The 12947-nt window shown below is 70.5% G+C and carries 17 protein-coding genes; 12 read left to right on the forward strand and 5 right to left on the reverse strand.

Features of this window, described 5'->3' with window-relative positions:
* Window positions 1–31: 31 nt before the first annotated feature.
* The 8 genes from Q0Q47_RS06640 (at window position 32) to Q0Q47_RS06675 (ending at window position 4357) form a co-directional block, all read left to right on the forward strand.
* Window positions 32–1042: a WD40 repeat domain-containing protein gene (locus Q0Q47_RS06640; RefSeq protein ID WP_293856267.1), complete on the forward strand. Its 1011-nt coding sequence runs from the start codon at window positions 32–34 to the stop codon at window positions 1040–1042.
* Between the two features lie 3 nt (window positions 1043–1045).
* Window positions 1046–1327, forward strand: coding sequence for a hypothetical protein (locus Q0Q47_RS06645; protein ID WP_293856270.1), 282 nt, complete (start codon window positions 1046–1048; stop codon window positions 1325–1327).
* Between the two features lie 2 nt (window positions 1328–1329).
* On the forward strand, window positions 1330–1836 hold the full coding sequence (locus Q0Q47_RS06650; RefSeq protein ID WP_293856273.1) for a DUF2937 family protein: 507 nt from the start codon (window positions 1330–1332) through the stop codon (window positions 1834–1836).
* A 114-nt stretch (window positions 1837–1950) separates the two neighbouring features.
* Window positions 1951–2082, forward strand: coding sequence for a hypothetical protein (locus Q0Q47_RS06655; RefSeq protein ID WP_293856276.1), 132 nt, complete (start codon window positions 1951–1953; stop codon window positions 2080–2082).
* Between the two features lie 72 nt (window positions 2083–2154).
* Window positions 2155–2805 (forward strand): nitrile hydratase subunit alpha, encoded by a 651-nt coding sequence (gene nthA, locus Q0Q47_RS06660; RefSeq protein WP_293856278.1) that lies wholly within the window; start codon window positions 2155–2157, stop codon window positions 2803–2805.
* The gene (nthB, locus tag Q0Q47_RS06665) at window positions 2802–3476 is read left to right on the forward strand and encodes a nitrile hydratase subunit beta (protein ID WP_293856281.1); all 675 of its coding nucleotides are present in this window, start codon (window positions 2802–2804) and stop codon (window positions 3474–3476) included. Before nthA ends, nthB begins: the two co-directional genes overlap by 4 nt.
* Window positions 3476–3850 (forward strand): nitrile hydratase accessory protein, encoded by a 375-nt coding sequence (locus Q0Q47_RS06670; protein ID WP_293856286.1) that lies wholly within the window; start codon window positions 3476–3478, stop codon window positions 3848–3850. The genes nthB and Q0Q47_RS06670 overlap by 1 nt, the downstream gene beginning before the upstream one ends.
* A 3-nt stretch (window positions 3851–3853) precedes the next feature.
* The gene (locus tag Q0Q47_RS06675; RefSeq protein WP_293856289.1) at window positions 3854–4357 is read left to right on the forward strand and encodes a GNAT family N-acetyltransferase; all 504 of its coding nucleotides are present in this window, start codon (window positions 3854–3856) and stop codon (window positions 4355–4357) included.
* 16 nt (window positions 4358–4373) lie between these two features.
* Here the strand turns inward: Q0Q47_RS06675 and Q0Q47_RS06680 are convergent, their stop codons facing one another.
* A complete protein-coding gene (locus Q0Q47_RS06680) occupies window positions 4374–5426 on the reverse strand; it encodes a nickel/cobalt transporter (protein ID WP_367278215.1) in 1053 nt (350 codons plus the stop codon).
* On the reverse strand, window positions 5417–6034 hold the full coding sequence (locus Q0Q47_RS06685) for a DUF1007 family protein (RefSeq protein ID WP_293856292.1): 618 nt from the start codon (window positions 6032–6034) through the stop codon (window positions 5417–5419). Before Q0Q47_RS06685 ends, Q0Q47_RS06680 begins: the two co-directional genes overlap by 10 nt.
* Window positions 6035–6312: 278 nt before the next feature.
* On the opposite strand from Q0Q47_RS06685, the gene hemH reads away from it, so the two are divergent.
* The 3 genes from hemH (at window position 6313) to Q0Q47_RS06700 (ending at window position 8932) form a co-directional block, all read left to right on the forward strand.
* Window positions 6313–7383: a ferrochelatase gene (gene hemH, locus Q0Q47_RS06690; RefSeq protein ID WP_293856295.1), complete on the forward strand. Its 1071-nt coding sequence runs from the start codon at window positions 6313–6315 to the stop codon at window positions 7381–7383.
* 119 nt (window positions 7384–7502) lie between these two features.
* The gene (locus Q0Q47_RS06695) at window positions 7503–8483 is read left to right on the forward strand and encodes an SPFH domain-containing protein (RefSeq protein WP_293856566.1); all 981 of its coding nucleotides are present in this window, start codon (window positions 7503–7505) and stop codon (window positions 8481–8483) included.
* 11 nt (window positions 8484–8494) lie between these two features.
* Window positions 8495–8932 carry an NfeD family protein gene (locus tag Q0Q47_RS06700; RefSeq protein WP_293856298.1) on the forward strand — a complete coding sequence of 146 codons (438 nt, stop codon included), beginning with the start codon at window positions 8495–8497 and terminating at the stop codon, window positions 8930–8932.
* An 80-nt stretch (window positions 8933–9012) separates the two neighbouring features.
* Here Q0Q47_RS06700 and Q0Q47_RS06705 read toward each other — a convergent pair whose 3' ends face one another.
* Window positions 9013–10401, reverse strand: coding sequence for a homospermidine synthase (locus Q0Q47_RS06705; protein ID WP_293856569.1), 1389 nt, complete (start codon window positions 10399–10401; stop codon window positions 9013–9015).
* A gap of 137 nt (window positions 10402–10538) precedes the next feature.
* Complete coding sequence (locus Q0Q47_RS06710) at window positions 10539–11177, reverse strand: MBL fold metallo-hydrolase (RefSeq protein ID WP_293856301.1); 639 nt, start codon at window positions 11175–11177, stop codon at window positions 10539–10541.
* A 122-nt stretch (window positions 11178–11299) separates the two neighbouring features.
* On the opposite strand from Q0Q47_RS06710, the gene Q0Q47_RS06715 reads away from it, so the two are divergent.
* The gene (locus Q0Q47_RS06715) at window positions 11300–12103 is read left to right on the forward strand and encodes a hypothetical protein (protein WP_293856304.1); all 804 of its coding nucleotides are present in this window, start codon (window positions 11300–11302) and stop codon (window positions 12101–12103) included.
* Here the strand turns inward: Q0Q47_RS06715 and Q0Q47_RS06720 are convergent.
* Window positions 12058–12870: a creatininase family protein gene (locus Q0Q47_RS06720; RefSeq protein WP_367278216.1), complete on the reverse strand. Its 813-nt coding sequence runs from the start codon at window positions 12868–12870 to the stop codon at window positions 12058–12060. The two genes, Q0Q47_RS06715 and Q0Q47_RS06720, sit on opposite strands and share 46 nt — an antisense overlap.
* Between the last annotated feature and the right edge of the window lie 77 nt (window positions 12871–12947).

Below are 12947 nucleotides of genomic sequence, written 5' to 3' on the forward strand. Positions count from 1 at the left end.
TTCGCTTCGACACGCCCCGGAAAGTGCATTCATGTCCGTCCAGGCTCCGCTCACCTCGCTGACGCAACAGGTCGTTCCCGTTCACGCGGGTGACCACGTCATCGCCACGGGCTTCGCCAAGGACACCGCCCTGTTCGCGCTGGCGGACGGAACCGTGGTCGCGGCCGACGGCGGCGAGACCCGCCGCATCGCGGCCCACCCCGGCGCCGGTCTCCTGGTGGCCACGCTCGATGGAGCGTCGCTGGTCACGGGTGGGGACGATGGCCGGGTGGTTCGCACCGGCGCCGACGGAGGGACCGAGGAGATCGGCAACGCCGGCGGCCGCTGGATCGACGCCGTGGCGGCCGCGCCGGGCGGCGCCGTCGCCTGGTCGAGCGGGCGCAAGGTCACCGCCCGCGACGAGAAGGGGCGCCTGCGCCACTGGGATGCGCCCTCGACCCCGCAGGGCCTGTGCTTCGCGCCCAAGGGCTACCGCCTGGCGGTGAGCCACTACAACGGCGTGAGTCTCTGGTTTCCCAACACGGACGCGTCGCCCGAGCTGCTGCCTTGGAAGGGCTCCCACCTGGACGTCACCTGGTCGGCCGATGGCCGCTTCGTGGTCAGCTCCATGCAGGAGAACACCCTGCACGGCTGGCGGCTGCCGGAGAAAGCCGACATGCGCATGTCGGGATATCCCTCCAAAACGCGCTCCTTCGCCTGGTCGCATGACGGCAACTGGCTCGCGACGTCGGGTGCCGATGCCGCGATCGTCTGGCCGTTCGCCTCGAAGGAAGGGCCCATGGGCAAGGCGCCGCGCGAGTGCGGCATCCGGCCCGCCAAGGTCACGCGCGTGGCGTTCCATCCCGCCTCGCTGGTGCTGGCCGTGGGCTACGACGACGGCTTCATCCTGCTGTGCCGCCTGACCGACGCCGCCGAGCTGTTGGTGCGCAAGGCCGAGAAGGACGAAGGCCAGGTGACGGCTTTCGCCTGGGACCGCAAGGGCCGGCGGCTCGCCTTCGGCACCGAGGGCGGGGCAGCGGGCGTCCTGACCCTCCCGGGCTGAGCCATGGCGCTGCAGGGCCTCTTCTCCCGGTTTCGCCGCGAGGCTCCCGACAGGGAGACGATCGACCGGGTCAAGGGCTGGGCCCGCGCCGCGCTCGGCCTCGGCGAGGACGACACGGTGACGGTCAACGAGATTGCCTGCACGGACCCGGCCTGCCCCGGCATCGAGACCGTGATCCTCGTCATGCGGGCCGGCGAGCCGACCCAGGCCTTCAAGTCCAGGGGCAGCCTCGTCGTGCAGACGCGCCCGGCGATCGAACGCGCGCTCGCCGGCGGACCGGCCTGACCGTGCCCGTCCATCGCACCCTGGGGTTGGCGACGGGCTTGCTTGGGGCCGTTCTGGGATCGCAGCTGCCGGAATTCGCCCAGCAGTACCGACAGCGACTGGGCGGCGCGCTCGACGAGCTGCGCCCGGTGGTCGAGCGGTTCGACACCGAGGCGCGCAACGAGGGCCTCGACCGGCCCGCGGCCCTGCGCCGGCTGTCGGACAATGCCGACGCGCTGGCGCGGCGGCGGGGCGAGGCCGTCGCCGACAGCGCCCGGCGCATGGCGCGGCTGGAGGACCAGCAGCGCCGGATGGGCGAGGCTGGGCCCTTCGGCCGTGTCGCCACGCTGCTGGCCGACCCCGATCCCACGCTGTGGGGCGGCACCATGCGGACCTTCGAGCCCGCCATGCCGGTGACCGCGGAGGGGCTCGTCGCCGCGGTCCTGGGCTTCCTGCTCGGCCGCGGCATGGTCCGATGGCCGGCGGCAGGCCTGGGCCGCCTGCGCCGCCGCGGAAGCCGGGTCGCCTGAGGGGCGGCCGGCCGCAACAGCAACTTCAAGTTTACCTATTCCTTTTGCGCGACTTTCACGGGTGGCGTGCGATGTCCCGGGGGCAGGATCCGGAGGATCCCGGGAGAAGTCGTCATGAAGTCGCTCAGCGTCACGACCGCCATTCGCCGCGTCGAGGCTTTTCGTCTGATCGACGTGTTGATCATCGCCGGCCTGACGGCCCTGGTGGTGATCCAGCTCGCCAACGTCGCGTCGAACATCGCCTGACCTTGGCGCCTGCGCCGCGGGATGGTTGAATGAGGGGAGGGCCGCTTCGCCGGCCGCCGCCTCGGATCAGCCATGGGCCACACCCACCACGACGACCACCACCACGATCACGATCATGACCACGACCACTCCGAGCTTTCGGAGACGGCGCTGCGCGTGCGTGCGCTCGAGTCGATCCTGACCGAGAAGGGTCTGGTCGATCCCGCCGCGCTCGACCTCATCGTCGAGACCTACGAGACGCGCGTCGGCCCGCGCAACGGGGCCCGGGTCGTCGCCAGGGCCTGGAGCGATCCGGCCTATCTGGAGCGGTTGCGCCGCGATGCCACGGCCGCGATCGCGGAGCTCGGCTACACCGGTCGCCAGGGCGAGCACATCGTGGCGGTCGAGAACACGGCGGACGAGCACAACCTCGTCGTTTGCACCTTGTGCTCCTGCTATCCCTGGTCCGTGCTGGGCCTCCCGCCGGTCTGGTACAAGTCGCCGCCCTACCGGTCTCGCGCGGTGATCGATCCGCGCGGGGTCCTGGCCGAGTTCGGCCTGACGCTGGCGTCCGACACGCGGATCCGGGTCTGGGATTCGACCGCGGAGGTCCGCTACCTCGTCATCCCGCGCCGCCCCTCCGGCACGCAGGGATGGAGCGAGGAGCAGCTCGCCGACCTGGTGACGCGCGACAGCATGATCGGGACGGGGCTCGCCCGCGACCCGGCGGAGGCCGCGGCATGAACGGCGCCCAGGACCTCGGCGGCATGATGGGCTTCGGTCCCGTCGCGCCAGAGAAGGACGAACCCCTGTTCCACGCACCGTGGGAGAAGCAGGCGCTCGCGGTGACGCTGGCCTGCGGGTCCTTGGGCGCGTGGACGATCGACGAGAGCCGCCACGCGCGCGAGACCATTCCGCCGGCCCGCTACCTGTCCCTCAGCTACTACGAGATCTGGACCGAGGCCCTGCTGAAGCTGCTGGCGCGCCACGGCCTCGTGAGCGACGCCGAGATGCGCGCGGGCCATGCGCTGGCCCCTGCGCCGGCCACCCGCCGGCCCGTGCCCAATGCCGAGGCCATGGCCGCGATCCTGGCGCGTGGCGGGCCCTGCGACAGGCCGGCGGAGGCGCCGGCGCGCTTCGCCGTGGGAGACAGGGTGCGGACCCTCAACATCCATCCGACCGGCCATACGCGCCTGCCGCGCTACGCGCGCGGCAAGGTGGGGACGATCGAGCGCGTCCACGGAGCCCATGTTTTCCCGGACACCAACGCGCATGGCGCCGGCGAGCGCCCGCAGTGGCTCTATACGGTCGTGTTCGCCGGCGACGAGCTGTGGGGACGCGAGGCGGACCCGACCCTGAGCGTCTCGGCCGACTGCTGGGAGCCATATCTGGAGCCCGTTGCGGAGGCGGCGTGATGGACAGCCGCACGCGCGCCCTCGCCGAAGTCGCCTCGATCCCGCGCGACGAAGGCGGCCCCGTGTTCCGCGAGCCATGGGAGGCACAGGCCTTCGCGCTGGCGGTGGCGCTGCACGAGCGGGGCCTCTTCACCTGGAGCGAGTGGGCCGAGACCCTGGGCGCCGAGATCGCCCGGGCCGGGCCGGGCGCCCCCGCCGCGGACTACTACCACCATTGGCTGGCCGCGCTCGAGACGCTCGTGGTGGCCCGCGGAGCCGCCACGCGCGAGACCCTGGCGGAGCGCCGCGAGGCCTGGGACCGGGCGGCCCACGCCACGCCGCACGGCGAGCCCATCCTGCTGTGCAACGATCCGCTCCACGGGACCGGGCGATAGGTCATGGAGCACGTCGCCTGGCGGGCCATGACCGAAGCCGACCTCGACGGCGTGCTGGGCGTGGCCGAGGTGGTGCATCCCGGCTATCCGGAGCGGCGGGACGTCTTCGCGGAGCGCCTGCGCCTGTTCGCCCTGGGCTGCCACGTCCTCGCCGACGGCGGCGCCGTGCTGGGCTACGTCGTCAGCCACCCCTGGCGGGCCGGGCAGCCGGTGCCGCTCGACACGCTGCTCGGCGAACTCCCGGCGGTGGAGGAGACCCGCTATCTCCACGACATCGCCTTGCTGCCGGAGACGCGCGGCGCCGGCCATGCGGCACGCGGGGTCGGGCGCGTGGTGCGGGACGCCTATCGGGCGGGGGTTCCCTCGATGTCGATCGTGGCCCTGCCAGGCACGCAGCGCTTCTGGGAAGGACAGGGATTCGAGGGGCGCCCGGACACCTTGCCCGCGTCGCGGCTCGATGCCTATGGCGCGGGAGCGCTCTGGATGGTCCGGGACCTGACGCTGTAGCCGGGAAGCGGCCGCCTTACCCGCCCATCGTCGTCAGGCCCGAGAGCAGGGCGACGCCGAACACCAGCACGACCGCCGCCGCCAGGGTCTCCAGGGCCGGTCCGGCCACGCCGCCGTCCGACCCGCTCGCCGACGCGAGCCGCAGGGCCGCCTGCTTGAAGAACACCGAAAGCGCTGCCAGCCCCCCCGTCAGCAGGGCCGTGCCGACCGCCATGGCGAAGGTCGCGGCGATCCCGGTGGCGAAGACGCCCTGCGACAGGGCGAAGACGAGGACGATGATGGCGCCGGTGCAGGGGCGCATGCCGGCTGCGAGGACCGCGCCGATGGCGCTGCGCCAGGGAGCCCTGGCCACGTCCGGCGCCGGCATGTGCAGGTGGCCGCAGCCTGGCCCGCAGGCCTCTCCCGGCGCGTGGGCATGGACCGGGCCGGCCAGCGCCGGCCACAGGGTCGCGGCGAGCCGGCGCGCCTTCATCCACAGGAGATAGGCGCCCACCAGGACCACGGCGGCGAAGCTCGCTGTTTCCACGGCGGCGGTGACGCGCGTCATGGTGATGGCCGTGACCCGCAGCGCCACGCTCAGGGTGCCCACCAGCGCGATCGCCACCAGGGCCTGAATCGCCGCGGCCGCGCAGGCCAGCAGGATGCCGCGCCCGAGCGCGCGTTCGTTGGCGACGATCCAGGCCGAGATCACCGCCTTGCCGTGACCCGGGCCGGCGGCATGGAAGACGCCGTAGAGGAAGCTGAGGCCGATGAGCAGGGCCGCGCCGCCGGAGCCTTCGGTGCTGGCGCGAACGGCAGCGGTGAGGCGCCGGTAGAAGTCGGCCTGCACCGCCAGGATCCACCCTGTGAGGCCTGTCGCGGCCCCACCGCCCTCCCGCAGCCCGACCCCGAACGGGTTGCGGGGCGGCGGGGGCGCGATGACCGGGCCGACGAGGAGCGACAGGAGCGCCCCGGCGGCCGCCACGACGGCCAGTGCCGCGACCGCGACGAGTAGCGTCCGGCCGGCCAGGGACAGCCGGGTGCCGCGCCGTGCGCCGGCCGCGAGGGGGGCCCCGTCGCTCACGGACACGCGACGATGACCTTGGACGCGAACTGGAGGCCCATGTTCGCGTTGGCGAAATAGTCCTCGCTCAGCTTCGACATGGCCATGTCCGGCTTCTTCGGGCGCGTGATCTGGATCGCGCACCCGGCCCCTCCGCCCGTCAGCGTCACCGGCTGGTCGATCTCCGCGTAGGAGAAGTCGACGAAGAACGTCGGGTCGTTGACGTCGAGGATCAAGGTGCGCTTCGCGCTGGCCGGCGTCGCCAGCGGCAGCAGGTAATGCAGGGTCAGGACCTTGCCGTCGTGCTCGAGCCATTCCTCGGACGGCTTGCCGAAGTCCGCGCGCTTTCCGTCCAGCTTCAGCACCGTGAAGAAGCCGCTTTCGGCGAGGGCGTCGGTGTTCACCTGGGCGAGCTCGGCGAGCTCCTCGCGCGAGTAGATGCCGTCCTTGTTGGTGTCGAGACCCTGGATGGCGAAGCTCGAATAGCCCTCGTCGAAGGTCCAGTGCTGCCGGATCGCCTTCACCTTCCCGGACGGCTCGAAGAGCAGCTCGGCCTTCACGGTCACCCAGACATGCGGGTGGGCCTGCGCTGCATGGGGCGCGGCCATGAGGAAGGCCGCGATCAGGGCCGGCATCCACGCTCGCGTCGTCCAACCCATGCCGTGCGCCCCGTCTCGTCCGAATCGACTGCAGCCCACCATGCCCGCCCGCTGCGGCGAAAGCGCGGCCGACGAATATGTAAGCCGAAACAGGCTCAGGCCAAGCCCGCATGGCCGGCCGGCTCTTGGCACAGCCTGCGCTACGGCGCGCCGGTGCACCCGCGGTTCATCATCACGAAAAAGCACCGCACTGCAGCAATCTGGACGTTCGGCGCTTGCGACCTAGGTTATACGTGGTCCAAAGAGGAACGATGATGACAATGATGCCCCGATCCGTGACCGAACAGTCGGCGACGAGCCATCTGCCGTCCGGTCACCCGTCCGTCCAGTTCGGCAAGGTCGGGGTGCTGCTGCTCAACCTCGGGACGCCCGACGCGACCGACTACTGGTCCATGCGGCGCTATCTCAAGGAGTTCCTGTCGGACCGTCGCGTCATCGAGACGCCGCGCCTGATCTGGTGGCCGATCCTCAACCTGATCATCCTGTCCGTGCGGCCCGGCCCGAAGGGCAAGGACTACGACCAGATCTGGAACAAGGAAAAGAACGAGGGTCCGCTGAAGACGATCACGCGGTCCCAGGCCGAGCAGCTGGCCGACAGGATCCGGGACCGCGATCCGCGCATCGTGGTCGACTGGGCCATGCGCTACGGCAACCCGTCCACGCCGGACCGCATCAAGTGGCTGCAGCAGCAGGGCTGCGACCGCATCCTGCTCGTGCCGCTCTATCCGCAGTCCTGCGCGGCGACCTCGGCGACGGCCTGCGACAAGGCCTTCGAGACGCTGATGACCATGCGCTGGCAGCCGTCCGTGCGCGTCGCGGCGCCCTGGTTCGACGATCCCGTCTACATCGATCGCCTGGCGCGGACGGTGCGGACGAAGCTCGCGGAGATCGACTTCGAGCCCGACATGCTGGTGGCCAGCTACCACGGCGTGCCCGAGGAATACCTGACCAAGGGCGATCCCTATCACTGCCAGTGCATGAAGACGTCGCGGCTGCTGCGCGAGGCGCTCGGCTGGGACAAGGACCGCTTCATGACCTGCTTCCAGTCGCGCTTCGGGCCGGCCGAATGGCTCAAGCCCTACCTGATCGACACCATGGGCGAACTGCCCAAGAAGGGCGTCAAGAAGGTGATGGTGATCGCGCCGGGCTTTTCCGCCGATTGCCTGGAGACGCTCGAGGAGATCGAGGGCGAGAACTGCGAGCATTTCATGCATCACGGTGGCGAGAAGTTCGCCTACGTGCCCTGCCTGAACGACTCGTCCGAGGGCATGGACGTCATCGCCGCGGTGGTCGAGCGCGAGCTGTCGGGCTGGGCGCGGCTTTAAATTTTTCGTTCAGCGTTTCCGGTCAATTGCGCCTTGTCGCGGCAAGGCCTGCTTGCGGCCAGGCTCCGGGCGCACGACATTGACCCCAGGATTTACCCCTGGGGGCCGTGATGCTGCCGATTTCAGGCTTTGCGATATTCGCGATCGTTCTCGTCCTCTTCGTCATCGCCACGCTGATCGCCGGCGTGAAGACGGTGCCGCAAGGCTACAATTACACGGTCGAGCGCTTCGGGCGGTATGCCCGCACGCTCAATCCCGGCCTCGGCCTGATCATCCCGTACGTCGAGACGGTCGGGAACAAGGTCAACATCATGGAGCAGGTGCTCGACGTCCCCAGCCAGGAGGTCATCACCCGCGACAACGCCACCGTCACGGTGGACGGCGTGGCCATGTTCACGGTGCTGGACGCCGCGCACGCGTCCTATGAAGTGGCCAACCTGCAGCAGGCCATCCTGACGCTGACCATGACCAACATCCGCACGGTCATGGGCTCGATGGACCTCGACCAGCTGCTGTCGCATCGCGACGAGATCAACGACCGCCTGCTGCGCGTCGTCGACGCGGCGGCGGCGCCCTGGGGCGTGAAGATCAACCGCATCGAGATCAAGGACATCGTCCCGCCGAAGGACCTGATCGACTCCATGGCGCGCCAGATGAAGGCGGAGCGCGAGAAGCGTGCCGCGGTGCTGGAGGCGGAAGGCCAGCGGCAGGCCGAGATCCTGCGGGCCGAGGGCCACAAGGCCGCGCAGATCCTGGAAGCCGAGGGACGGCGCGAGGCCGCCTTCCGCGACGCCGAGGCGCGCGAGCGCGCGGCCGAGGCCGAGGCCAAGGCGACGCAGATGGTGAGCGAGGCCATCGCCCGCGGCGACATGGGCGCCATCAACTATTTCGTGGCCCAGCAATATGTGAAGGCGCTGACCGCTCTCGCCAGCGCGCCGAACCAGAAGGTGCTGATGATGCCGGTGGAGACCGGCGCCTTCATCGGCTCCATCGGGGGCATCGCCGAGATCGCCAAGCAGGCCTTCTCCGAGCAGGCCGGAGCGTCCGGTAATGCCGCGCGACGCGGCGGCGCCGTGCCGCCGGCCGGCTCGGCCGGCTGAGGACGCCCTTCATGACGTCGCTCCTGGACCTCGGCCCCTGGGGCTGGATCGTGGCCGGCATGGTGCTGATGGCGCTCGAGCTCCTGGCGCCGGGTGCCTTCATGCTGTGGCTGGGGCTTGCCGCGCTCGTGACCGGCGGGCTCCTGTTCGCCATGCCGATGGCGTGGGAGCCGACGCTCCTCGTGTTCGCGGGGCTGGCCGTGGTCTTCGTGCTGGTGGGGCGGCGCCTGTCCGTCCGCGCCAAGAAGACCGGCGAGGTGGCCCTGAACGACCGCGCGGCCCGGATCGTCGGGCGCACCTTCGTCCTCGAGACGCCGATCGAGGAAGGGCGCGGCCGCATCCGCGTCGACGACACGATCTGGCGCGTGGAAGGCCCCGACCTGCCGGCGGGTGCCCAGGTCGAGGTCGTCGGGACGCAGGGAACCCTGCTGAAGATCAGGCCGGCTTGAACGGCAAGCTCACTCCCTCCGCGCGTCCTGCCCGGGCCAAGCCCGGCCAGGACGGTTGAGGGTTTGCCCCTTGCTGGCGATCAGCGCACCAGCACGTTCCGGAACTGCCAGGGATCGCTGGTGTCGATGTCCTCGGCGAACAGGCCCGGGCGACCGTTCAGGGGCGTCCAGTTGGTGTACTCGCCGATCACCGGGCCCAGATAGGGCCGCTGGACCTCGAGGCAGCGGCGGAAGTCCAGGTCGTCCGCCTCGACGATGCCGGCGTTCGGGTTCTCCAGCGCCCAGACCATGCCGGCGAGCACGGCCGAGGTGACCTGCAGGCCGGTGGCGTTCTGGTAGGGGGCCAGCATGCGGGTCTCCTCGATGGAGAGCTGCGAGCCGAACCAGTAGGCGTTCTTGGCGTGGCCGTAGAGGAGCACGCCCAGTTCGTCGATGCCGTCGACGATCTCGTTCTCGTCGAGGATGTGCCAGTCCGGCTGGCGCTCGCCCGCCTGCCCGAACATCTCGTGCAGGGACAGAACGGCGTCGTCGCAGGGGTGGTAGGCGTAGTGGCAGGTCGGCCGGTAGACCGCCTGGCCCGCGGCGTCGCGCACCGTCAGGTAGTCGGCGATCGAAATGGATTCGTTGTGCGTGACGAGGAAGCCGTACTGGGCGCGCGCGGTCGGCGTCCAGGAGCGGACGCGCGTGTTGGCGCCCGGCTGCAGCAGGTAGATCGCCGAGCCGCAGCCCGTGGCGTGCGTGCGGCCGTTCTCCGGCATCCAACGCTCGTGGGTGCCCCAGCCGAGCTCGGCCGGCTGCAGGCCCTCGGAGACGAAGCCCTCGACGGACCAGGTGTTGACGAAGACCTTGCGGGGCTTGGGCGACTTGGCCCGCTGGGTGTCGCGCTCGGCGACGTGGATGCCCTTCACGCCGAGGGTCTGGGCGAGGCGGGCCCACTCCTCGCGGTTGGTCGGATCGGCGCCGGCGACGCCGAGGTCGGACTTCAGGTTGAGCAGCGCCTGCTTCACGAACCAGGACACCGTGCCGGGGTTCGCGCCGCAGCACGACACCGCCGTCGGGCCACCGGGGTTGCGGCGGCGCGCCTCGAGCACCGTCTCACGCAAGGCATAGTTGGAGCGCGCCTCCGGGCCCTTCGCCTTGTCGAAATAGAATCCGACCCAGGGCTCGACCACCGTGTCGATGTAGAGCGCGCCGATCTCGCGGCAGTACTCCATGATGTCGAGGGAGGAGGTGTCGACCGAGAGGTTGACGCAGAATCCCTGGCCGGGGCCGGCCTTGAGCAGCGGGCCGAGCAGGTGCTTGTAGTTGTCCTTCGTCACCGCCTGGTGGATGAAGGAGACGCCCTTCCCGTCCAGCAGCTTGCGGTCCGCGTCCGACGGATCGATGACCGTGAGCTTCGACCGGTCATAGTCGAAATGGCGCTCGATCAGCGGCAGCGTGCCGCGACCGATGGAGCCGAAACCGATCATGACGATCGGGCCGTCGATGCGGCCGTAGACGGGATGCTGGCTCACGGTCGGAAGTCTCCTCTTTGGCAGGGGGGGCTTGCGGAAAGCGGGTAACAACCAAGCCGGACCCCGTCCGTCAACCCCGCTCGTGTCGAAGATCAGGCGATGTAGGGGTTGGACGCGCGTTCCTCGCCGATGGTGCTGGTCGGGCCGTGGCCGCAGATGAAGGCCACGTCGTCGCCCAAGGGCAGGATCTTGGTCTTGATGGACTGGATCAAGGCCGCATGGTTTCCGCCCGGCAGGTCGGTGCGCCCGACCGAGCCCCGGAACAGGACGTCGCCCATCAGGGCGAAGCGGTTTTCCGGATTGAACAGGACGACGCTGCCGGGCGAGTGGCCCGGACAGTGGAAGACAGAGAAGGTCAGGTCCGACACCGTCACCGTGTCGCCTTCCGCCAGCCAGCGGTTCGGCGTGAGCGCGCGCTGGCCCGTGATGCCGAACCGCTGACCGGCCTCGACCAGGGTGTCGAGCAGCGGCTTGTCGTCCAGGTGCGGGCCTTCGACGGGCACCCCGAGAATTTCGGAGAGCTCGGCGGCGCCGCCGGCATGGTCGATGTGGCCGTGGGTGATGAGGATCTTCTCCACGGTGATGCCGGTCTGGCGGATGGCATCCTGGATGCGGTCGAGGTCGCCGCCCGGATCGACGACCGCGCCGATCTTGGTGCCGTCCGACCAGACCAGGGTGCAGTTCTGCTGGAACGGCGTGACGGGCACGATGGCGGCGCGGGCTTGGGGCATGGCTGTCTCCGACTGTCTGAAGCGTGCACATAGCGGAGCAACACCCCGATGAACAGGCAAGCCGCGCGCCAGGCGCCGCCTGTGGCAGACTCCGCAGCCGTGATTCTGGTGCGGACACCGCGATGCTCGCCGAACTCCTCCTGAGCGCCGTGACGCCGGCATCCCGCGCCCTGCGAGGCATGGGGCTGGTGACGGCCAGCGTCGGCCTGTGGTCCCGCGGCGCCCGCCGGTCGCGCGAGTGGGGGCCGCACTATCGGCGCTGCCACGCTGCGGTGGGCCGGGCCATGGGCGGCCTCTCCCGCCGCCGCACGGCGGTGGTGCTCGGTTCGGGCCTCGTCCGGGACGTGCCGATCGCCGAACTCCTGGACCAGTTCCGGCACGTCCTCCTCGTCGACGCCGTGCACCTGCCCACCGTTCGGGCGCGCTTCGCCTTCGAACGGCGCGTGAGCTTCGTGACGGCCGACCTGTCGGGCCTGGCGGGATGGCTGGAGGGCACTGAGCAGGGCCGCGTCGCCCCCGATCCGGGGCTGTTCGCGGGCGAGGACGTTGACCTCGTGATCTCGGCCAATCTCCTGTCGCAGATCCCGCTCGGCGTGGAGACCTTCCTCGTCGATCATCCGGACCGTGCGAGGACGCTGCCGGACGACCTGCTCGCCCGCTCGGTGCGCGGCCATCTCGACGATCTCGCGCAGGCGAGGGCGCGCGTGTGCCTTCTGACCGACGTCGTGATGGAGAAGCGCGACAGGGCCGGAGCGTTGACCGACCGCCTCGACCTGATGCGCGGCGTGCCGCTGCCGCGCCCCGACGAAGGCTGGGACTGGACGGTCGCGCCCTTCGGCGAGCTCGACGCGGAGCACGAGTACGTTCACCGGGTGCACGCCTACGCGGACGTCGCCGGAGTCCTGCGCGACGCTGCTACAGGCTGAAGCGCCGGACGTCGTCGAGCAGGGCCAGGAAGCGGCGCGGCGTGCGCGAGAATGAGCCTGCCGGCCTCGGCGGTCGCGCGGCTGGCATCCCCCAGGGCACCGGTGGCATGGAGGTCCTGGGCCATCCAGGCGAAACCGGCCGGGCGGGTCGCCCGCAGCACCGTGTAGTCGTCCTCCATCGCCCGGCCACGCGAAACGAAGTCGGCGGCCTTGTCCATGCGCACGAGGTCCGGGCGGCAGGCGAGCATCACGGAGGTCTCGGCAAAGCCGCCGTGCCAGTCATGGGCCAGGTCGTTGGCCAAGTCTGGGCCGAAGTCCGGCGGCGGGCCGAGCCTTTGCCAGGACGTGGTCACAGCGATCATGCCGAACCGGACCCGCAACGCCTGCGCCACGAGGTCCATGACGGGGGTGTTGCCGCCGTGGGAACTCACCAGCACGATCCTCGTGCAGCCCGCGCGATGGACGCCTTCGCCCAGCGCCGTCCAGGCCGGCAGGGCCAGCGCCGGCGTCAGCGACAGGGTTCCCGGAAAGGCGAGGTGCTCGTCCGACGCACCCACGTCCTGCACGGGCAGGAGCACGAAGGGGACCTCTCCCGGCGCCGCGAGCACGGCGTCGAGATGCGCCTGCATGATGAAGCGGTCGACCCCGAGCGGGAGATGGGGCCCGTGCTGTTCCACCGCTGCCAGCGGCAGCACGGCAACGGCCTCGCCCAGACGGCCGCCGGCGATGTCGTCGCGGCTCAGTTCGCTCCAGTGGCGTGGCAGCATGCGGATCCTCGCGGTGTCGCGTGCGACAAAGTCGTGGCCGCGGGGGTGCCCGCCGGCGTGCGGGCGGAGTATATGCT

The organism is uncultured Alsobacter sp. (assembly GCF_945952055.1).
Taxonomy (GTDB): Bacteria; Pseudomonadota; Alphaproteobacteria; order Rhizobiales; family Beijerinckiaceae; genus Alsobacter.